At 51.9% G+C, this 20,187-nt stretch carries 21 protein-coding genes, 1 tRNA gene, 1 CRISPR repeat array and 1 riboswitch; of the genes, 13 read left to right on the top strand and 9 right to left on the bottom strand.

The features are described from left to right. The 6 genes from DDY07_RS16860 to DDY07_RS16835 all read left to right on the top strand — a co-directional run bounded on the left by DDY07_RS16860 (position 1) and on the right by DDY07_RS16835 (position 3,069). Positions 1-90, top strand: coding sequence for a type I-E CRISPR-associated protein Cas6/Cse3/CasE (locus DDY07_RS16860; RefSeq protein ID WP_171696708.1), 90 nt, complete (start codon positions 1-3; stop codon positions 88-90). A 48-nt stretch (positions 91-138) separates the two neighbouring features. After that, the gene (locus DDY07_RS16855; RefSeq protein ID WP_101051489.1) at positions 139-414 is read left to right on the top strand and encodes a type II toxin-antitoxin system Phd/YefM family antitoxin; all 276 of its coding nucleotides are present in this window, start codon (positions 139-141) and stop codon (positions 412-414) included. Next, positions 411-740: a type II toxin-antitoxin system RelE/ParE family toxin gene (locus DDY07_RS16850; protein WP_171696707.1), complete on the top strand. Its 330-nt coding sequence runs from the start codon at positions 411-413 to the stop codon at positions 738-740. Before DDY07_RS16855 ends, DDY07_RS16850 begins: the two co-directional genes overlap by 4 nt. Before the next feature lie 34 nt (positions 741-774). Further along, entirely contained in the window at positions 775-1,686 is a 912-nt protein-coding gene (gene cas1e / locus DDY07_RS16845; RefSeq protein ID WP_171696706.1) for a type I-E CRISPR-associated endonuclease Cas1e, read from the top strand. Continuing rightward, positions 1,667-1,990, top strand: coding sequence for a type I-E CRISPR-associated endoribonuclease Cas2e (gene cas2e / locus DDY07_RS16840; RefSeq protein WP_033158599.1), 324 nt, complete (start codon positions 1,667-1,669; stop codon positions 1,988-1,990). Before cas1e ends, cas2e begins: the two co-directional genes overlap by 20 nt. 139 nt (positions 1,991-2,129) lie before the next feature. Continuing rightward, positions 2,130-2,525: a CRISPR direct-repeat array (repeat unit 28 nt; unit sequence GTGTTCCCCGCACCCGCGGGGATGAACC). 307 nt (positions 2,526-2,832) lie between these two features. Continuing rightward, positions 2,833-3,069: a hypothetical protein gene (locus tag DDY07_RS16835; RefSeq protein WP_171696705.1), complete on the top strand. Its 237-nt coding sequence runs from the start codon at positions 2,833-2,835 to the stop codon at positions 3,067-3,069. A gap of 242 nt (positions 3,070-3,311) precedes the next feature. Here the strand turns inward: DDY07_RS16835 and DDY07_RS16830 are convergent. The 3 genes from DDY07_RS16830 to metG all read right to left on the bottom strand — a co-directional run bounded on the left by DDY07_RS16830 (position 3,312) and on the right by metG (position 6,214). Next, a tRNA-Arg gene (locus DDY07_RS16830) sits at positions 3,312-3,388 on the bottom strand. A gap of 153 nt (positions 3,389-3,541) precedes the next feature. Then, positions 3,542-4,114 (bottom strand): RnfABCDGE type electron transport complex subunit B, encoded by a 573-nt coding sequence (locus DDY07_RS16825; protein WP_171696704.1) that lies wholly within the window; start codon positions 4,112-4,114, stop codon positions 3,542-3,544. A 30-nt stretch (positions 4,115-4,144) separates the two neighbouring features. After that, complete coding sequence (gene metG, locus DDY07_RS16820) at positions 4,145-6,214, bottom strand: methionine--tRNA ligase (protein ID WP_171696703.1); 2,070 nt, start codon at positions 6,212-6,214, stop codon at positions 4,145-4,147. Positions 6,215-6,473: 259 nt separating this feature from the next. Here metG and DDY07_RS16815 point away from each other — a divergent pair, with 259 nt between their 5' ends. The 4 genes from DDY07_RS16815 (at position 6,474) to DDY07_RS16800 (ending at position 10,596) form a co-directional block, all read left to right on the top strand. Then, positions 6,474-6,875: a hypothetical protein gene (locus tag DDY07_RS16815; RefSeq protein ID WP_171696702.1), complete on the top strand. Its 402-nt coding sequence runs from the start codon at positions 6,474-6,476 to the stop codon at positions 6,873-6,875. A gap of 289 nt (positions 6,876-7,164) precedes the next feature. Then, positions 7,165-7,413 (top strand): hypothetical protein, encoded by a 249-nt coding sequence (locus DDY07_RS16810; protein ID WP_033155832.1) that lies wholly within the window; start codon positions 7,165-7,167, stop codon positions 7,411-7,413. Between the two features lie 580 nt (positions 7,414-7,993). Beyond that, positions 7,994-8,332, top strand: a complete 339-nt coding sequence (locus DDY07_RS16805) for a hypothetical protein (RefSeq protein WP_033155833.1) — start codon at positions 7,994-7,996, stop codon at positions 8,330-8,332. Further along, a complete protein-coding gene (locus DDY07_RS16800) occupies positions 8,329-10,596 on the top strand; it encodes an EAL domain-containing protein (protein WP_171696701.1) in 2,268 nt (755 codons plus the stop codon). Before DDY07_RS16805 ends, DDY07_RS16800 begins: the two co-directional genes overlap by 4 nt. 13 nt (positions 10,597-10,609) lie before the next feature. Here the strand turns inward: DDY07_RS16800 and DDY07_RS16795 are convergent, their stop codons facing one another. Then, complete coding sequence (locus DDY07_RS16795; protein WP_171696700.1) at positions 10,610-11,947, bottom strand: L,D-transpeptidase family protein; 1,338 nt, start codon at positions 11,945-11,947, stop codon at positions 10,610-10,612. Between the two features lie 258 nt (positions 11,948-12,205). Between DDY07_RS16795 and apbC the strand changes: the two genes are divergently transcribed. After that, positions 12,206-13,297, top strand: a complete 1,092-nt coding sequence (gene apbC, locus DDY07_RS16790; RefSeq protein ID WP_171696699.1) for an iron-sulfur cluster carrier protein ApbC — start codon at positions 12,206-12,208, stop codon at positions 13,295-13,297. Positions 13,298-13,340: 43 nt separating this feature from the next. Here apbC and proB read toward each other — a convergent pair whose 3' ends face one another. From proB to rplU, 4 genes are all read right to left on the bottom strand, one after another. After that, on the bottom strand, positions 13,341-14,462 hold the full coding sequence (proB, locus tag DDY07_RS16785) for a glutamate 5-kinase (protein ID WP_171696698.1): 1,122 nt from the start codon (positions 14,460-14,462) through the stop codon (positions 13,341-13,343). After that, positions 14,449-15,507 (bottom strand): Obg family GTPase CgtA, encoded by a 1,059-nt coding sequence (gene cgtA / locus DDY07_RS16780; RefSeq protein ID WP_171696697.1) that lies wholly within the window; start codon positions 15,505-15,507, stop codon positions 14,449-14,451. Before cgtA ends, proB begins: the two co-directional genes overlap by 14 nt. Before the next feature lie 82 nt (positions 15,508-15,589). Next, entirely contained in the window at positions 15,590-15,847 is a 258-nt protein-coding gene (gene rpmA / locus DDY07_RS16775; protein WP_020484554.1) for a 50S ribosomal protein L27, read from the bottom strand. A gap of 17 nt (positions 15,848-15,864) precedes the next feature. Further along, on the bottom strand, positions 15,865-16,176 hold the full coding sequence (rplU, locus tag DDY07_RS16770; protein ID WP_033156113.1) for a 50S ribosomal protein L21: 312 nt from the start codon (positions 16,174-16,176) through the stop codon (positions 15,865-15,867). A 206-nt stretch (positions 16,177-16,382) separates the two neighbouring features. Here rplU and ispB point away from each other — a divergent pair, with 206 nt between their 5' ends. Then, the gene (gene ispB / locus DDY07_RS16765) at positions 16,383-17,387 is read left to right on the top strand and encodes an octaprenyl diphosphate synthase (protein ID WP_171696696.1); all 1,005 of its coding nucleotides are present in this window, start codon (positions 16,383-16,385) and stop codon (positions 17,385-17,387) included. A gap of 4 nt (positions 17,388-17,391) precedes the next feature. Here the strand turns inward: ispB and DDY07_RS16760 are convergent, their stop codons facing one another. Then, the gene (locus tag DDY07_RS16760) at positions 17,392-17,796 is read right to left on the bottom strand and encodes a hypothetical protein (protein ID WP_171696695.1); all 405 of its coding nucleotides are present in this window, start codon (positions 17,794-17,796) and stop codon (positions 17,392-17,394) included. A 195-nt stretch (positions 17,797-17,991) separates the two neighbouring features. Further along, positions 17,992-18,099, top strand: a riboswitch (TPP riboswitch). A gap of 32 nt (positions 18,100-18,131) precedes the next feature. On the opposite strand from DDY07_RS16760, the gene thiC reads away from it, so the two are divergent. Continuing rightward, a complete protein-coding gene (gene thiC / locus DDY07_RS16755; protein ID WP_171696694.1) occupies positions 18,132-20,000 on the top strand; it encodes a phosphomethylpyrimidine synthase ThiC in 1,869 nt (622 codons plus the stop codon). The last annotated feature ends 187 nt before the right edge of the window (positions 20,001-20,187 follow it).

The following is a 20,187-nucleotide window of genomic DNA, read 5'->3' as shown; positions in this document are numbered from 1 at the left end:
ATGCAAATCATCTTCCGCCAAACCCTATTCACCGGCCTGGGTCGGGCCAAGGCATTTGGTTGTGGTTTGCTGATGGTGTGGCGGCTATAATTCGGACTTAATTCAGTCCTAATTTATTTTTTTGTGAGAAAAAACTAAATGAAACTATCCGAAAATATAAAACCCATCAGTTACTTAAAAGCCAACGCCGCCGAGGTGATCGAAAAATTGAAAACCGATCACCAGCCTATGGTCATCACCCAAAACGGCGAGGCGGCGATGGTGGTTCAGTCGGTAGCCGATTACGAGCAAACTCAGGAAACCCTGGCCTTGCTGAAAATGTTGGCGCAAAGTCAGCAAGCGCTAGCGGAAGGCAAAACGGTGTCCAGCGCAGAGGCGTTTAGTCGTTTACGTAAGCGGCGCGGTTTGGCATGAGTGTACCGGTACGGTTGACCGAACCGGCCTTGGCCGATTTACTGGCCATCAATGATTATTTCTTGCTGGAAGTCAGCGAAAAGGGGGCGGCAAAAATCATCGATGCACTCGAAGCGGCCGTTAATAGTCTTGCCAATTTGAACGAGCGTGGAACCGTACCTAAAGAGTTACTGGGTTTGGGCATTCGCCAATATCGACAAATCATTGTAAAACCCTATCGCATCATCTATCAACGCATGCCTAAACAAGTGGTCGTTCATGCCATTCTGGATGGGCGCCGCGATATGCAAACGCTGTTAACCCAGCGATTGATCGGCGCTCTCTAGCCGAACGATCCCCAAAATTAAGGATGATTTACCCATGCTCCCACCCCTAAAACCCATCGCCATGAAAGAACGTGTCTCGCTGGTCTTTATCGAAAAAGGCCAGATAGATGTCAAGGACGGCGCCTTTGTCGTCATCGACGAAACCGGGATCCGCACCCACATCCCGGTCGGTTCGATCGCCTGCATCATGCTGGAACCCGGCACCCGCGTCTCCCATCACGCCGCCGCGCTGGCGGCCCGAGCAGGGACGTTGCTGGTTTGGGTCGGCGAGGCCGGCGTCAGGCTGTATGCCGCCGGTCAGCCGGGCGGCGCGCGTTCCGACCGCTTGTTGTATCAAGCCAAACTGGCGCTGGATGACGCCGCGCGCTTGAAGGTGGTACGCAAGATGTACGAAATCCGTTTCGGCGAAAAGCCGCCCGAGCGCCGTAGCGTCGAACAATTGCGCGGCATCGAAGGCGCCAGAGTCAGGAAGTTGTACCAGTTGCTGGCCAAGCAGGCCGGCGTGGACTGGAAGGGCCGCAATTACGACTATACGGCGTGGGACAACAGCGACACCGCCAACCGCTGTCTCAGTGCCGCCACCGCCTGCCTATACGGCATCTGCGAAGCGGCCGTGCTGGCCGCCGGTTACGCGCCGGCCATCGGCTTTATCCATACCGGCAAGCCGTTGTCTTTCGTTTACGACATCGCCGACCTGTTCAAATTCGACGACATCGTCCCGCATGCCTTCAAAATCGCCGCCAAAAACTACTCCAACCCGGAACGCGAAGTGCGGCTGATGTGCCGCGACGTGTTTCGTCAATCCAAAATCCTGCGCAAGATCATCCCCACCATCGAAGAAGTGCTGGCGGCCGGCGAACTGGAAATTCCCAAACCGGCCGAGGAAAACATCGCCCCGGCCATTCCCAATGCGGAGGGCATCGGCGATGTTGGTCATCGTAGTTGAAAACGTCCCGCCCAGGTTGCGCGGGCGTTTGGCGGTATGGTTGATCGAAATTCGCGCCGGGGTTTACGTCGGCGACTTGTCGGCCAAGGTACGGGACATGATCTGGTCGCAAGTCGAGCAGGGCTTGGAGGAGGGCAACGCCGTGATGGCCTGGTCCACCAATACCGAATCCGGTTTTGATTTTATGACTTTAGGAAAGAATAGACGGCTACCGGTAGAGCTTGACGGCTTGAAACTGGTGTCGTTTTTTCCGCCGGAAGAGGCCGATTTGTCTCCCTCGCCCTCCGGGCGAGGGGCGGGGTGAAGGTGCACTAAATTCCTGTTGGGATATAGGGCGCTGTAAGGGTAGTCGCCAGCTTTTTAACAACTTGGAAAATACCGAAAAATTTGGTGGAAATTTAGCCAGGTTATTTTTATATGCGTAACAATAAGTTACGATTAGTGTGTTCCCCGCACCCGCGGGAATGAACCCGTAGAAAGGTTTCCTTGGAATCGACGCGGATTGTGTTCCCCGCACCCGCGGGGATGAACCGATCGTCGCCTCCCTGCCGTGTTATCTGGAAGAGTGTTCCCCGCACCCGCGGGGATGAACCGACGGCTGCTGCGGGTCCAGGCCGACATGAAACGTGTTCCCCGCACCCGCGGGGATGAACCGTTGTTTTTCCAATTGCAAGCGGCGTTCCTGCTGTGTTCCCCGCACCCGCGGGGATGAACCGCCAAACTGGAAGCAGTGGAAGCCGGCATTACCGAGTGTTCCACGCACCCGCGGGGATGAACCGGATGTCTCGCTGCATAAGCCGGTGCAAAGCAAGTGTTCCCCGCACCCGCGGGGATGAATGACTTGTTGTTGACCATCCTCATGTCGACTCGTGGCGTTGGTGCAAGTGTCGAGGTGTGGAATGCGGAGGATATTCTAGCGGAACGGGTATCTCTGATCGGCTTGCCGGCAGGGAAATTGCTAAAATGGCCTGTTGGTAGGCGAAGTGGATGTTTTTCGGTATTCGTTGATTTGGTTTGTATTAGCTCGGTTCCCCGGGATTAGAAGAGGATTTTATATGATGTTGCAGCAAGGCTTCGCCGATGTTACCAGGGTCGATGCGCGGGAGATGGTGGTCTTAAACAGCCGCAAATGTCGCGGATTTGCTGGTGTCATTAACTGATATGAACAAGATTCCACCCAAACGCGGCCTGGGCCGCGGGCTTGAAGCATTGTTAACCGATATGCCGGCTAAATCGGCAGCGGATAAACCAAGCATTAAGGCGGAAACCGTTCCGGGGCCAGCCGTCCGCGGGGAAAATAGCGATTTGCTTCAAGAAGCCGAAGTGTTAAAGACCCTGTTGGAGGAACTTGAAAACGCCTTGAGTGACTTCAATCCGGATTAGCCTGTTTATTAGTCTTTAAGTATCGATTTTCCAGCTATAACCATAACCCACCGGCTATTTTGGATTTCCGCTTTCGCGGGTATGGCGACTCCAGAGACGTTAAGGGGCAGGCTAATATTAAATGCCCATTTGATCAGGGTTTCGGAAGCGGGTTTGCCGGGCATGGCAAAAGACTATTTGCTACTAGAGGCCTCTCAGCACCATCGCACGCAGAGTCAAGATAGGGTGGGAAACATGTCAAATGGCGCGCCCGAGAGGATTCGAACCTCTGGCCTCAGCCTCCGGAGGGCTGCGCTCTATCCAGCTGAGCTACGGGCGCAATGTGATTTGCGGTCAAGCGGTGTAGGCTTTTTACCCTAATCCTGAAACCCTAAGAGAATTTCCTTTCAGGATACGTATCGGCTACTGGGCCGAATCGGGTAAGCGCGCCATTATAAGATTAAATGTTGTTAAAGTCATTGCCAATCCGGGTTTAAACGCTGGTTTTTCCTTTATTGAGTTTCGCCAGCAGTTGTTTTTGCCGATTCAGCCGTTCGGATTTTTCTGCTTCCGCTTTGGCTTGGCGGCGGTTTTTGGCTTGGTGACGCCGTCTGGATTGGTCCGCATTCTCGGTGGTCCATTCGGCGTTTGCCGGGATCATGCTGATGCAGTTGACCGGGCAGGGGGCAATGCATAATTCGCAGCCGGTACACAAGGCGGCGATAACGGTATGCATGTGCTTGGATGCGCCCAGGATGGCGTCTGTCGGGCAGGGCGGCAGGCATTTGGTGCAGCCTATGCAAGCTGCCTCGTCTATCACGGCTACCTGTAGCGGGCGATGGACACCGAATGCCGGATTTAAAGGCTTGGCGGGTACTTTTAGTAATTCGGCCAGTAATTGGATGCCTGAGTCACCGCCCGGTGGGCACTGGTCTATGTCTGCTTCGCCGCTAGCGATGGCTTCCGCATAAGGTCGGCAGCCCTGATAGCCGCATTTACGGCATTGGGTTTGCGGTAGTAGTGCGTCGATTTGTTCGGCCAGGGATGCCTCGTGTTGCTCGCTCATTGTCAATAAGCTGTTCTTCGGAATTTGGCTTTATTTAACCCGCATGCCCGGCTGCGCGCCTTGGTCCGGCGATAGCACCCAGATGTCCTTACCGCCGGGGCCGGCCGCCAGCACCATGCCTTCCGAGGTGCCGAAGCGCATTTTGCGCGGCTTGAGGTTAGCCACTACCACGGTCAATTTGCCTTCCAGTTCTTCCGGGGCGTAGGCCGATTTGATACCGGCGAAAATATTGCGCGTTTCGCTGCCCAGATCGACAGTGAGTTGCAGCAGTTTCTCCGCGCCTTCCACCGATTCGGCTTTGACGATGCGACCGATGCGCAAATCAATTTTGGCAAAGTCTTCGATCTCTATCGCTTCGGCAATTGGCTCGGCTATCGATTTTGCTACTTGCTCGGGATTGTTTTCCACGGCGGCGGCTGGTTTGACCGGCTTGGCTGCCACCGGCGGCGTCTTTTCCAGATTTTCCTTGGAAGCCTCTACAATCGCGGCGATTTTGTCCGGCTCTACCCGGGTCATCAGCGGTGTAAAGCTGTTGATTTTGTGGCCGAGCAGCGGCTGGGCATCGCTAGGCCAGCTTTGCGCCGGGATGTTTAAAAAGCTTTCGGCATTGCTTGCTAGCGTTGGAATCACCGGGCGTAGATATACAACCAGTAGTCGAAACAGATTGATGCCCATGCTGCACACTACGTGTAGCTCGGTGTCCCGACCTTCTTCCTTGGCGATCAGCCAGGGTTTTTTCTCGTCGATGTACTGATTGGCCTTGTCGGCTAGCGCCATGATTTCCCGCATCGCCTTGCCGAATTCGCGGCTTTCATATAGATCGGCGATGGTGCTATTGGCGTCGACAAACTGTTGAAATAACGCCGGCTCGGCGCATTCTTCAGAAAGTACGCCGTCGAAACGCTTGGCGATGAAGCCGCTGCAACGGCTGGCGATGTTGACGACTTTGCCGACCAAGTCGGAGTTGACGCGTTGGCTGAAATCGTCGAAGTTCAGGTCGATGTCATCAACGCCGGCGCTGAGTTTGGCGGCGAAGTAATAGCGCAGATATTCCGGGTTCAGATGGTCCAGGTAGGTGCGGGCCTTGATGAAGGTGCCGCGCGATTTGGACATTTTCTCGCCGTTGACGGTTAAAAAGCCGTGGGCGAAGATCGCGCTGGGTGTTCTAAAGTCTGCGCCGTGCAGCATGGCCGGCCAGAACAGGGCGTGGAAGTAAATGATGTCCTTGCCGATGAAATGGTAAAGCTCGGTGGTGCTGTCTTTTTGCCAAAACTGGTCGAAATCCAGGCCTTGACGGTCGCAGAAGTGCTTGAAGCTGGCCATGTAACCGATCGGTGCATCCAGCCAGACATAGAAATACTTGCCCGGCGCATCGGGAATTTCAAAGCCGAAATACGGCGCATCGCGGGAAATATCCCACTGCTGCAAGCCGTTCTCCAGCCATTCCGCCATCTTGTTGCTGACTTCCGGTTGCAAGTGGCCGGCGGTGGTCCAGTCGCGCAGCATCTCGGCAAAATGGCCGAGTTCGAAAAAGTAATGCTCGGAATCTTTTTCGATGGGGCGCTCGCCGGAAATGGCGGAGACGGCGTTTTTCAGTTCGGTGGGCGAATAGGTGGCGCCGCAGGCTTCGCAGCTGTCGCCGTATTGGTCGGTCGCGCCGCATTTCGGGCATTCGCCCTTGATGAAACGGTCCGGTAGGAACATATTTTTCACCGGATCGTAAGCCTGAGTGATGCTGCGTTGGCTGATATGGCCGCCGGCGCGCAGGCGTTTGTAGATCAGCGCCGAGTATTCTTTGTTTTCCGGCGAATGGGTGCTGTGGTAATGATCGAAAGCAACACCAAATTCCTGGAAATCGGCGCGATGTTGTTTTTCCACATCGGCGATCAGTTGTTCCGGGGTAATGCCTTCCTTGTCAGCGCGTAGCATGATCGGCGTGCCGTGGGTGTCGTCGGCGCAGACGTAGTAGCAATTGTGCCCGCGTTGTTTCTGGAACCGCACCCAGATGTCGGTTTGGATGTATTCGACAAGGTGGCCCAAGTGGATAGGGCCGTTGGCATACGGTAAGGCGCTGGTAACAAGGATTTTTCGGTTAGACATGGGGTTAAAACAGCCTGGGAAAATGAGGGCGGATTATGGCATAAATCGCCAGGGCTTTCATGGTTTGGGCAGCGGTTTGCCGATTGCCGGCGCGTTACCCTGATGCGGGGGCTAGGGATGTTTGGTAATAGGGATCAGTAAGGTACAATCCCAACCAAGCCTCCAGCTTAAGCGCTATACCGTCCGGCATGGCATACTTAAAGTCGGATCGGCCTTAGCCCTTTTTGAACCACTTAAACTAATAAGAAGAGGTAACATCATGAGAAAAACGTTGTTTCTGGCCATCGCGATGCTGGCTTCCGGTACTGCCGGGGCGGCTACCGATCATTTTCTGTTGCGCGACGGCAATCATGTACAGCATTTGAAGATTACGACCTTGGGTAAAGACATTAACGCCACGGTGGATGTGGATTTCGAACCCAATCCCGATGAGGCCGGCAAGCACGCCTGTTCCGCAACGGTATCCGATGAGGCTAAAAGTGTTGGTGAAAACGAATTGGTCTTGAAAAAGCACATTGAGGGCGAAGCGCGCTCGTGCTCAGTGAAAATTCATCTGACGCCTAACGGTGCCAAGCTGGAGCAATCGGACGAATGTACTTATTTCGCAGCCGGTATCTGCAGTTTCTCCAGCAATGGTAAGGAACTGGTCAAAATCAAATAAATCCCTGGGCGCAATGGCTTTGGCTTATTGCGCCGTCTTTTCTCCAACAAACCTGCCTGGGCTGTCCCGCTGTGTTTTGCGGTCATTTGTTATTAACGCTTTTTGTCAGCCGCATTTAGGGGTATTTGTGCAAAATTGTGTGATATGCCGCACTGTAGAGACATATTGTCGCGCGGCAATCGGCCACATTTTAAACGTTAGGATTCTTTGCTAGATTATCGCCAGCTCATGCGGGTTTGCATGGGCGTTAATCGTTCCCCCCCGATAATCGAGAAGCCAAGGAGTTTTTATGAAAAAAGCACACATGATGATAATAGCCGCTGCTGTTGCCGCGCTGGGTTTGACCACGGCGTTGAATGTTACTAATGCCAATGAAGCGGCTGGCGAGGATGTCAAAACCGTCGCTTGGTATGTGGCCAACATTAAAGAGGCGCGTACCCAAAACCAAGCTTGTCACGATGATCCGGCTATTCAAGGCAGCGCTAATTGCGCTAATGCCTTGCACGCGCTGGAAATTACCTTCAAAGGTGGCAACTGATACCCGTTGAACCTATTCGGTTCGACAACTTGCCGGCCAAGACTTTACGAAATGATTAATCCAATTCTTACATATCGTCGCTCCCGCGAAGGCGGGAGCCCAGCGGCTATGCCGGATTCGCTGAGAATTCTTTAACGGTTGCGACCTTCTCGGGAATGACGAATCCAGGGAGTTTAAGAGTCGGTTTGATAGAGGGTTTTGAGCGGTTTGGTTTGAACCGAGATAATTGTTTTTGGCGGTCACTGCCGCCTGTTTTGTGACCGGATAATCTCCCCTCGATTGTCCGGATAGCGTTTACCGGTTTGCTTGGTTGACAGCTGTCGTCTAATTAAGCAAGCCGGCAAACGCAATGCAAATTCCCTCTTTCCGAGTGCTTTCTTTGGTGCTGCGGATAAATAGTCGCTAAAGCGCATGATTTTAGCGGTAACTTTTAAGTCCTTCCTTTCTTCATTTCCATAGCACGTGGTCGAGCGGCAAGTGAAGTCTCTGACCTAGCGTTGGCTGCTACTGAAATAATTCTCAAAACTGAAAATCTGCTAAATTAACCTTTCAATTTGTCAGATAATTCGGCCAATAGACCATGTACAAAGCCAGCCAAAATCAAATTCATATTTCTGCCAACTTGGGCGAATACGCTATTCCGCCGTTAAAAGATATGTTGGTGTTAGGCAAGGAGTCTCCGATTGGCTGCATCGCCATGCGCCGGGCAATCGAACTATTGGTAAAAGCGCCGTTTGAGCATATTGAGTTTGATGACGATGTGATCAGTGATCTTTTGGTAAGACAGAGCTTGCTAAAACGTATCAGCAAGGCTGCGTTAATCGATTTCGTGTTGACTCAGATAAAGCCCTTGATGAGTGCCGATGAAATATTGCATGCGGAGATGGATATTTCCGTTCAGCTAAATACCAAGTTATGAAACAACTGGCGGTTGGCGATTGTTTATGGCCGCACGTTCGTCGGGTTATGGAGGAGGAGCGGCCTTGCAGCGTTGAGCGCAATATCGTTTTTGCCGTTTTTCGGGAAGCGCTGGTGGAAGAGTTTTGCGGTTTGGCCACCGATCACGATATATCAAAACATCCCAATTGGATTTTTGCAGATTTGGTCGAGCATCGGCCTATGCTTAGTGTCGCTCCTAAGCTTGGCGTCCGCAAAGCGCTATGTCTGATGGATGAAAATCAGCTGGGAGCCTTGGCTGTGCTCAACAAAGGTCAATTCGTTGGCGTGGTTACCCGGCAAAGTATTTTGGAAGTTCTACTGAACCGTGAGCGACTGCTGCTGAAAGAGACTATGCGCCTTAAAATTGCGGCGGAAACTAACCACGAGCAAACGGTGGTTTGGGTTGGGCGTCTGGCCGCATTGAACGACGCTGCGCGCAGCTTGCTGGGGGTGCTGGCCCATACATCAATCGAAACCGAGTTATTGCAGGCCGGCATTGATGCGCTTTGTAATTTGTTGGATGCTCGTTATGGTGCTATTGGGATAGTTGACAACGGCGGCGCGTTGACGGAGTTTATTTATGCCGGTATCAGCGACGAGCAAGCTCAGCAAATCGGGCATTTACCTGAGGGGAGGGGCTTGTTGGGGGTAGTCATTGAGGAAAACGTCTCCTTGAGGCTTGCGGATATGGGCAAGGACCCGCGCAGCGCCGGCTTTCCACCACATCATCCGCAGATGACATCCTTATTGGCGGTGCCTATATCTCATCAAGGTCGGGTGTATGGGCGTATCTATCTCAGCGATAAATACAGTGGTGAGCTATTTACCAAGAACGATGAAGAGTTGGCGTTGAGTTTTGCGCATTCGTTGTCCTTGGTAATCGATAACGCCCGGGAAATTGAGGAAGTGAAACGCGCACGGCAACGCCTGGATTATATTGCCCATTTCGATGCGCTTACCGAGTTGCCGAACCGGACTTTGTTAACCGATAGAGCCTTGCAGTTCATTACGCAAGCGCAGCGCAGGCAAGGCATTATCGCGTTTCTATTTCTCGATCTGGATAATTTCAAGGCGATCAACGATACCTTTGGGCATGCCGTGGGTGATGAATTACTCAGAGCTGTTGCCAAGCGAATTTCCGGTTGTTTGAGGGAAGGCGATACGCCCTCCAGGATGGGCGGGGATGAGTTTATTATTATGCTGCCCAATATTGCAGATAGTCTGGATGCCGCCAAAGTGGCCATCAAAATATTACATGCCTTGAACGAGCCTTTACAGGTTCAACAGCATCAAATCTATTCCCGGGCCAGTATCGGTATCAGTATTTATCCGGATAATTCGCTTTCGTTCGACGAATTGCTGGCGCAGGCCGATTCTGCTTTGTATCACGCCAAAAAACTGGGCAAAAATAATTATCAGTTTTTTACCCCGGAAATGAACAGTGCGGCTCAGCATTATCTGAAGCTGGAGCATCATTTGCGTCAGGCCTTGGAGTTGGAGGAGCTGGTATTGCATTATCAGCCGCAGGTGAAAATCGATAACGGTTGCATCATTGGTATGGAGGCCTTGATTCGTTGGCACAATCACGCCTTGGGTATCGTCATGCCGGATCAATTTATCGGCTTGGCTGAAGAAACCGGGCTGATCGTGCCAATTGGGGCTTGGGTATTGCGAACTGCATGCAAACAGGCACGGGCCTGGCAGTTGGCCGGTATGCCGATTCGAATTGCGGTCAATTTGTCTGGACGGCAGTTTCACCGTTTCCAAGATCAGCGTCAGCTGCTGGATGTGGTGTTGGATGTGCTGAAAGAAACCGAACTTTCGCCGGAGTTGTTGGAGTTAGAGATTACCGAAAGCATCTTGATGCATAAGCTGGATACGACGCTGGACACGCTGAATCAGATCAAGCAGCTGGGAGTGCGGATTTCGGTGGATGACTTCGGTACCGGTTATTCTTCGCTCAGTTATTTGAAGCGATTTCCGCTCGATACCTTAAAAATCGATAAGTCGTTCGTGAAGGATATTTGCACCGATGCCAACGATAGAGCGATTGTGTCGGCTATTTCGGCCATGGCGGGCCAGCTGAAACTGGAGCTGGTGGCCGAAGGCGTCGAAGACCAGAGTCAGTTGGATTTTTTGGGCGGACAGCAGTGCAATTACGGACAAGGGTATTTTTTCAGCAAACCCGTGCCGGCCGAGCAGGCTTCAGTCTTGTTGCGGCAGTCTTTGCAGGGCCGGGAATAAGTCCTGGCCGCACTTAGTTTCTTGCAGCCTGTTTCGGATCGATGGCTTTAACGTCCATGTCGAAATTCAGCTTGATGCGTTGCGCTACGGTTTTGGCTTCTTTCTTATTCTTAAACGGTCCGGCTACCACTTGAAAGCCGCCATCTTTGGCAATTTTTCGGGCAGGAATCGGCGGTCCTTGGTGATTGAGCATGGCTGCCAGCTTTTGGGCGTCGGTCTCATTTTCGAAGCTGGCGGCCAGAATCGACCAGTCGCTGTCGCTCAATTCATTGATAACCGGTTGGCCGTAGAATTGCTCGGGATGGGCAAGTTGCACTGCATCGGCTGTTAATTCGGGTAGATCCGCACTGTCCGGCAATACGGGAGTGGGGACGCCGTCGGCACGTTGCAAGATGCGCTCGACTTTGCTCCAATCAACCGTTGCTTGCTTTTCGCTTGCCAGTTGTTGCAGTTTTTTCCGAATATCTTTTTGCAGCTGTTTTTGTTGTTTTTCCCATTTGTCTAAGGGGCGATGAGCTTCCAGATAAAGCATGTCATCTTGCCAGGTTGCCATGTACGGCTGGTGGACGATGCGAACCGGGGTGCCGACTTCTACTTTGTTGAATAGGACTTCTATATCTTCAGGATATAGCTGTACGCAGCCATGACTGACTTGTAAGCCAATCCCGTAAGGCTTGTTGGTGCCGTGGATCAAATAGCCGCTGAAACCCAAGGGCATGGCGTAGCTGCCCAAGGGATTGTCCGGGCCGGAACGTATCACTTTCGGCAGTGGGTCGCCCAATGCCTGATGTTCGCGGTGAATCGATTCCGGCACCGTCCAGTCCGGATTGGCCTTTTTTGCGACAATTTGGGTTTGTCCTAACGGCGTGTTCCAGCCTTGGCGGCCAATGCCGACCGGATAAGTCAGTACTGTATTGGCTTGATTTTTGGGGTAATAGAACATGCGCATATTGGCCAGATTCAACACGATGCCTTTGCGTGGGGCGTCTGGGAGTACGAAACGCAATGGCAGCAACACGGTTTGCTCGGCAGGCAAGGTCCAAGGATCAAGATTGGCATTGGCGATGGTAATGTCGTTGTAACCCAAGCCGTAATGACGGCCGATGTCGGACAGCGTATCGTTTTCGCGGCTGCTGATACTGGCTAGCGTGCCGACCATGCCTTGGCCGCTGCTCAGGTTAAACTCATGACTGGCAATACTGTCCGGTTTGGAGTTCCAGACGATGTGTTCCGGCTGGTTGTCGGAAAACAACGGTATGCTTTGACAGCCGCTAAGCAGGGCGCTGACTACTGCTACAACGAAGACTAGCGGTATCGGTGAAACAGTACGGTTTTGAATGACTGCTGACATGTTTATGATAGGCGCATGTAGTGACGGAGCGGATGGTTGAAGGTAAGCGATCCAAATTAAAATCAGATTAAGGCGGCATTAAGTCCTAATTAAGAATTAACTATTAAGGCTAATAGTTAAGTCATTACGATAAAGCATTATTCTTAAAGAGAAAACTATTTTTTAACAATGGCGCGGATTTAATGGCATCCTGTTAAGGTGTTATCATATTCGCACTATTTTACTTGGTTATTATTTCCCCTTACTTCGGAGTTCCGCATGGCGAGCATTGACAAAACGGCTGTCGAAAATTTACTTAAACACTTTATCGATCCAAATGTGGAAACCGATTTGGTGTCGGCAAAATCCGTTAAGAAAATCAGTGTGGATGGCAATGATGTCAGCATCGTTATCGAGTTGGGTTACCCCGCTAAAAGTTATCTTGAAGAACTGAAGGCGGCGGTAACACAGCGGCTGCAAACTTTGCCTGGTGTGGGCAAACTAGATGTGTCGGTCAGTTTCAATATCGTTTCGCATTCGGTACAAAAAGCGTTAAAGCCTTTGCCGAATGTGAAAAATATTATTGCGGTGGCCTCCGGCAAGGGTGGGGTGGGCAAGTCCACCACTTCCGTGAATCTAGCTCTGGCCTTGGCGGCGGAAGGCGCCAATGTCGGTATTCTGGATGCGGATATTTACGGCCCTAGCATTCCGACCATGTTGGGCTTGTCCGGTAAGCTCGACAGTCCGGATGGCAAAAGCATGTTGCCGAAAATCTCGTTCGGCGTGCAGACTATTTCGATCGGTTATTTGATCGACCCTGACCAACCGATGATCTGGCGTGGCCCCATGGTTACTGGTGCTTTGCAGCAATTACTGAATCAAACCCAATGGCACGATGTGGATTACTTGATCATCGATTTGCCGCCCGGCACGGGTGATATTCAGCTGACGCTGGCGCAACAGATTCCGGTCAGCGGTGCGGTGATTGTTACCACGCCACAGGATATTGCGCTAATCGATGCGCAACGCGGCTTGGGGATGTTCGAAAAGGTCAATGTGCCGATATTGGGGCTAGTGGAAAATATGAGTGTGCATATTTGCAGTAACTGCGGGCATGAAGAAGCGATTTTCGGCCAAGGCGGCGGCGTAGCGATGGCAATCAAGAATAAGCTGGATTTGTTGGGCTCTTTACCGCTGGATATTCACATCCGCGAGTATGCCGACAGCGGCAGGCCTACAGTGGTGGCCGATCCGGATGGCCGGCCGGCGCAAATCTACAAAGCGATTGCCCGGAAAATGGCCGCCAAGCTGGCGATGCGTGCGCGGGATTACAGTGGCAGGTTTCCAAATATAGTCATCCAGAATACCTGAGATTGATGGTAGACGACTTGGCTAGTAGCGAAGTCGTCTAGCCTTAGACCAACACTAAATTATCGCGATGGATAAGTTCGTCTTCGTCGGCGTAGCCCAGCAAACTTTCGAATTCGCTGCTAGGTTTGCCGGCGATTTTATTGGCGTCGTCCGCACCGTAATTGATTAAGCCGCGGGCGATTTCAGTGCCTTGCAAATCCAGGCAAGAGACCAGGTCCCCACGTTTAAACGAACCTTGTACGCTTTTAACGCCGACCGCGAGTAGGCTTTTGCCTGCATCTTTCAGGATTTTTACCGCGCCATCGTCCAATACCACGCTGCCTTTCAACTGCAGTTGTCCGGCCAGCCATTGTTTGCGCGCCGCCAGTGGTGCAATGTTGGGTATTAAATAAGTACCTAAGTCATTGCCGTCGAATACCGCGTGGATGACGTTGTCAATTTTGCCGGACACGATCACTGTCGCTGCGCCAGAGCGCGCGGCCAGCCTGGCGGCCCGGACTTTGGTGTACATGCCGCCACGTCCCAGGCCGCTGATGCTGCCGCCGGCAACGTCGTCAAGCAGGCTTTCGTTAACGCTAATACTGGAAATCAGCCTAGCGTTTGGATTCAAGCTAGGGTTGGCGTCGAATAAGCCGGTTTGGTCGGTAAGAATGATCAACAAATCGGCTTCTACCAGATTGGCAACCAACGCGCCCAAGGTATCGTTGTCGCCGAAGCGGATTTCTTCAGTAGCGACGGCATCGTTCTCATTGATGACCGGCACGACACCGAAATCCAGCAGTGTGAGTAAAGTACTGCGGGCATTCAGGTAGCGCTGGCGGTCTGAAAGGTCGTCATGGGTCAGCAATACTTGCGCGGCCAGCAGACCGTGTATTTGAAATTCATCTTCAAAGCGTCTGACCAAGCCCATTTGCCCTACTGATGCGGCGGCTTGCAATTCATGCAGAGTTTTCGGGCGGGTTTTTAGCTTTAAGCGGGACATGCCTTCCGCAACGGAGCCGGACGATACCAATACCACGTCGACGCCTTGGCGTTTGAGGGCGGCCATTTGCGCGACCCAGCCGGCGATGGCCTGTTTATTGAGGCCGCGCCCGCCGTCGGTCAGCAACGAGCTGCCGATTTTGACGACAACGCGCTGGGCTTGCGAAAACTCAGAACGGCTCATGGCGCGGCTCCTGTGCTTGCTGATCCTGCTCGGCCTTTTGTTGGTCGAGAAAGTCCATGATGGCGTACATCAGTGCTTGGGTGCCTTGATTTTTTAACGCGGAAATCAGGAATACCGGGCCGGTCCAATCGAGCTCTTCGACGATGGCTTGGCAATGTTGCTCGACTTCGTCGTCAGGCACATTGTCGATCTTATTTAATACCAGCCAGCGCGGTTTGCTGGATAGATCGTCGCTCCATTTTTCCACTTCGTGGATGATTTTACGCGCGGCGCTGACGGGTGTTTCGTCGCTTTCGTAGGGGGCAATGTCTACGATGTGCAACAACAAGCCGGTTCTGGACAGATGTTTTAAAAATTGCAAGCCAAGGCCCGCTCCTTCTGCGGCGCCTTCGATGACGCCGGGGATATCGGCGATGACGAAGCTGCGTAAATCATCGACACGCACGACACCCAGGTTGGGGTGTAAGGTTGTGAATGGGTAGTCCGCGACTTTGGGGCGTGCGGAAGAGACGGTGCGAATCAGGCTGGATTTGCCGGCATTGGGCATGCCTAGCAAGCCAACATCGGCGATGACCATTAATTCCAGGCGCAACATCCGGTGCTCGCCTGCAGAGCCTTTGCTGGTTTGTTGGGGCGCGCGATTGACGCTGCTCTTGAAGCGGGTGTTGCCGAGGCCGTGGAAGCCACCTTTGGCGACTAATAGCTGCTGACCGGGTTTGGTTAGATCGCCGATTTTTTCGCCCGTGTCGGCTTCGTAAACGATGGTGCCGGGTGGGACCGGGACGAAGCAGTCGTCGCCTTTCTTGCCGGTGCAATCGCGGCTGCCGCCGTTTTGTCCGCGTTGGGCGCGATGTGTCGAGTGATAGCGAAAATCCACTAGCGTGTTGGCGTTTTCGGTAGCGACCAAGTAAACGCTACCGCCGTCACCGCCGTCACCACCGTCCGGGCCGCCCAAGGGAATATATTTCTCGCGGCGAAATGAGGCCTTGCCATTGCCGCCGTCGCCTGCTTCTACGCGGATTTCCGCTTCGTCAACAAATCTCATAATCTACCGGTATAAACAAAAAAGCCCCGCTGAAAACGAGGCTTTTATTTTTAGTTGTGCCACTCAGCACAGCCAAAGAAACTTACGCTGCTGCAATGCTGACGTATTTGCGGTTTTTAGGACCTTTTTCTTCAAATACCACTTTGCCATCGACGGTTGCAAACAAGGTGTGGTCTTTGCCGATGCCGACGTTGGTGCCAGGGTGAAACTGGGTGCCGCGTTGGCGAACCAGGATGTTGCCTGCTTTTACGACTTGACCACCGAAACGTTTGACGCCCAAGCGCTGCGCTTGTGAATCGCGGCCGTTACGAGTACTACCGCCTGCCTTCTTATGAGCCATTTTTTATCCTCGTTATATTAAGCAGAAATGCCAGTAATCTGGATTTCTGTGTAGTATTGACGGTGCCCCATTTGTTTCATGTGGTGCTTACGTCTTCTGAATTTAATGATTCTGACTTTTTTGTGTCTGCCTTGGGAAACCACAGTTGCAGTCACTTTGCCGCCTTCGACAAATGGCTGGCCTACTTTTACGGAGTCGCCGGATTGGACCATCAGTACTTTGTCGAACTCTACGCTGTCGCCTGCGCCCAACTCAAGTTTTTCTATTTTTAAGGTAGTACCCTCTGCGACCCGATACTGTTTACCACCTGTTTGAATTACCGCATACATCAGCGTAAGCTCCATCAAGCATAATCTGTTAATAGTGAACAGAGGATTATATTTTTTATTTAAGCCACAGTCAAACTAAAATTCCAGAAGAAACCTGCGGTCTAACAGGTCTATGCGGGGAGTACTATTGACACTAATCAGTATTCTTCATAGCATGACCGGTTATTCACGTTATACGCTAACGAGCGACAAGTTCACAACATCACATGATAGCTAAAGTTTCAACGCCAGCGTCAGTCACTATAGACTTCGATTCCATCAAAAATTTAACCAGTGCGGAAACTCAAGCCGTCGACCGGTTGATTTTAGAGGAACTGAGTTCCGATGTTGTGCTGATTAATCAAATTGGGCATTACATAATCGGTAATGGCGGAAAAAGATTACGACCGATGCTGTTGCTGTTGGCGGCAAAAGCCTTGGGCAAGGTTGATGACCATCATCTGATTTTGGCAGCAGTGATCGAATTCATCCATACCGCGACGTTGTTGCACGACGATGTTGTCGACGAATCGGCTCTGAGGCGCGGCAAGGAGTCGGCGAATGCGGTGTGGGGCAACGCGGCTAGCGTGCTTGTAGGTGATTATTTGTACTCCAGTGCCTTCGAAATGATGGTTCGTACCGATAATATGCGGGTGATGGCCATTATGTCCAAAACCACTACCGCGATTGCCGAGGGTGAGGTGTTGCAATTGTTAAATTGCAACAATCCGGAGACCAGCGAAGCCCGGTATTTGGAAGTTATTGCTCGCAAAACCGCCATTTTGTTCAGTACCGCCACGCGCTTGGCGGCAGTCGTTTCTGCGACAGACCCGGCTACGGAAGAAGCGTTGGCGGTTTATGGTCAGCAATTGGGCGTGGCGTTTCAGTTGATAGACGATGCATTGGATTACAAAGCCAATAGCGAAGAACTGGGTAAAAACTTGGGTGACGACCTGGCTGAAGGTAAGCCTACCTTGCCGTTGATCTATGCCATCCAGCACGGGAACGAGCAGCAGGCTAAAATTGTGGTCGATGCGATCCGGCAAGGTTCGCGCGAGGCGTTTAACGATGTCTATGAAGTAGTTAAGGCCACCAATGCCATAGAATACACAGAGCAATGTGCGGACAGGGCCGCTGCAAAGGCGATTGCCGCACTACAATGCCTGCCTGATTCCGATTACAAACAGGCTCTTGAAGAGTTAGCGCGCTTCTCGGTGCAACGTAGTCACTGAGCGTTTACAGCTTATCCGGCATCGCAGTTAGTTGCTGGATGGACGACAGTAGCGGCGAATACAGTTTTTCGATTTTATCGAGCAACTGTTGGAAAAACTCACCTACTTCGCCCGATTCTTGATCAGCATGAGCTGCAAACAGTCGTTGTTCCAGTGTGCTGATCGGATCGCTATCGATTAGTTCGTCCAATATCTCCAGTATCTCCGATTCTGCCAGGGTGGCGTTAAATTCTGCCTTTTTTAAGCCGGCTAATTGTTGGTTTAATGTCTCGATGTTTGTTTTTAGGTTTAGCGCCAGTTTGTTTGTGTCTGCAAGCAAACTCAAATCGCTGGTCAAAAATACTAACTGATTTACTGAGTCCTCTATGTCGTTCAGCAGGCGTTTGCTTTGCTTTTTTTGGGATGCCATGTTTTCTCCTGTTTTTTAGTGCGTTGATTGCTGCGGCGGCATATGCTCGGGTTTGGCTGTGAATGCTTATGATAGCAAGAGCGCCGGGAGGGATTGATAGGCTTTAAAGCCCATTGTTTTATAAGCTTTTTGCGCCTTGGGAGCTTGGCGCTGCGCTTGCAATTGGCTCGATTATCATTTAACTTAGCAAGTCACCTGAAAGGCTAGGGGTGCTTTCCGCTGTATGCAAGCCCGGAAAGCTGAGAAAAACCCTTCGAACCTGAACCGGTTAACACCGGCGTAGGAAAGCCCTATCTTCCCTGCGCTTGCGATTTATTGAGATTTTGGAGATAAGCATGAGCGCTGTCCGCAATGAGATTACTACCGATACCGGTAGTAGTGTAAGAATCGATTCCTACCCCGCTTCCGAGAAAATTTATATCCAGGGCAGTCGCGCGGATATTCAAGTGCCGATGCGTAAGATCAGCATGTCGGACACGCCGGCGCACTTCGGTGCGGAAAAAAATCCACCGATTTATGTTTACGATACCTCCGGGGTTTACACCGATCCTAATGTGGATGTGAATTTACATAAAGGCTTGGGTTCGATTCGTGGTAACTGGATTGCGGAGCGCGGCGACACAGAATTATTGAAAGGTCCGACCTCAAAGTATGGTCACGAGCGCTTACACGACCCGAAAACCGCGCACCTGCGTTTCGAATTGACCCGAAACCCGCGCCGCGCCAAGTCCGGTCACAATGTCAGCCAGATGCATTACGCCCGCAAAGGCATCATTACCCCGGAAATGGAATACATCGCCATCCGCGAAAACCAAAATCTCGAAGCAATGCGTGATCGTTACCAAGGTCAGCACCCCGGTTTTTCCTATGGCGCGAACATTCAGTCGTTTATCACGCCAGAATTTGTCCGTTCTGAAGTTGCCAGAGGCCGTGCGATTATACCTGCCAACATCAACCATCCCGAATTGGAGCCGATGATTATCGGCCGCAACTTTCTGGTCAAGATCAACGGTAACCTAGGTAACTCTGCCGTGACGTCTTCTATCGAAGAAGAGGTCGAGAAAATGCTGTGGGGCATCCGCTGGGGCGCTGATACCATCATGGATTTATCCACCGGCAAAAACATCCACGAAACCCGCGAATGGATACTGCGCAATTCGCCGGTACCTATTGGCACGGTGCCGATTTACCAAGCCCTGGAAAAAGTCGATGGTAAAGCCGAGGAATTAACTTGGGAAATCTTCCGCGACACGCTGATTGAACAAGCTGAGCAGGGCGTGGATTACTTCACCATCCATGCCGGCGTGCGTCTGCATCACGTACCGTTAACCGCCAAACGCCTGACCGGCATCGTTTCGCGTGGCGGCTCCATCATGGCCAAATGGTGTCTAGCTCACCATACCGAAAGTTTCCTTTACACCAACTTTGAGGAAATCTGCGAAATCATGAAAGCCTACGACGTGTCGTTCTCGTTGGGCGACGGTCTGCGTCCGGGCTCGATTTACGACGCCAACGACGAAGCGCAATTCGGCGAACTGGAAACCCTGGGAGAACTCACGCAAATCGCCTGGAAACATGACGTACAAACCATGATCGAAGGCCCCGGACATGTGCCGTTGCAAATGATCAAGGTTAACATGGACAAGCAATTGGAAGATTGTTACGAAGCGCCGTTCTACACCCTGGGTCCATTGACCACCGACATTGCCCCCGGCTATGACCACATTACTTCGGCGATTGGTGCCGCCAACATCGGTTGGTATGGCTGTGCGATGCTGTGCTACGTGACTCAGAAGGAACACTTGGGTCTGCCCAATAAGCAGGATGTGCGCGAAGGTATTGTGACCTACAAAATCGCTGCGCATGCCGCCGACTTGGCCAAAGGGCATCCCGGTGCGCAGATTCGCGACAACGCCATGTCTAAAGCGCGCTTTGAATTTCGTTGGGAAGACCAGTTCAATCTGGCGCTCGATCCCGAGAAAGCCCGCTCTTTCCATGATGAAACCCTGCCGAAAGATTCCGCAAAAGTGGCGCATTTTTGCTCGATGTGTGGTCCGCATTTCTGCTCGATGAAAATCACCCAGGACGTGCGCAATTACGCCGAGCAAAAAGGTCTGGAAGAAGCCGAGGCCTTGAAAATTGGTATGGAAGAAAAATCCAAGCAGTTCCTGGAAGAAGGTGCTGCGATTTATCACGAAATCTGATTCTTGTCCCATTCGTCGGCGGTGCTGTTCTTGGCACCGCCGGCCGTTCCAAATGATCGCCAGCTTAAAAACAGCGCTTGGCGGCATGCCAATATAACCATGTCAAAGTCCTGGGCATGGCTTGATGAGTTTGGATAAAATCCTTACTTCATCTATAGTTGCAGCACTTAGTTGCAGTAAAACCAAT

The organism is Methylomonas sp. ZR1 (assembly GCF_013141865.1).
Lineage (GTDB): Bacteria > Pseudomonadota > Gammaproteobacteria > Methylococcales > Methylomonadaceae > Methylomonas.
This window is presented reverse-complemented; position numbering and strand designations above follow the sequence as displayed.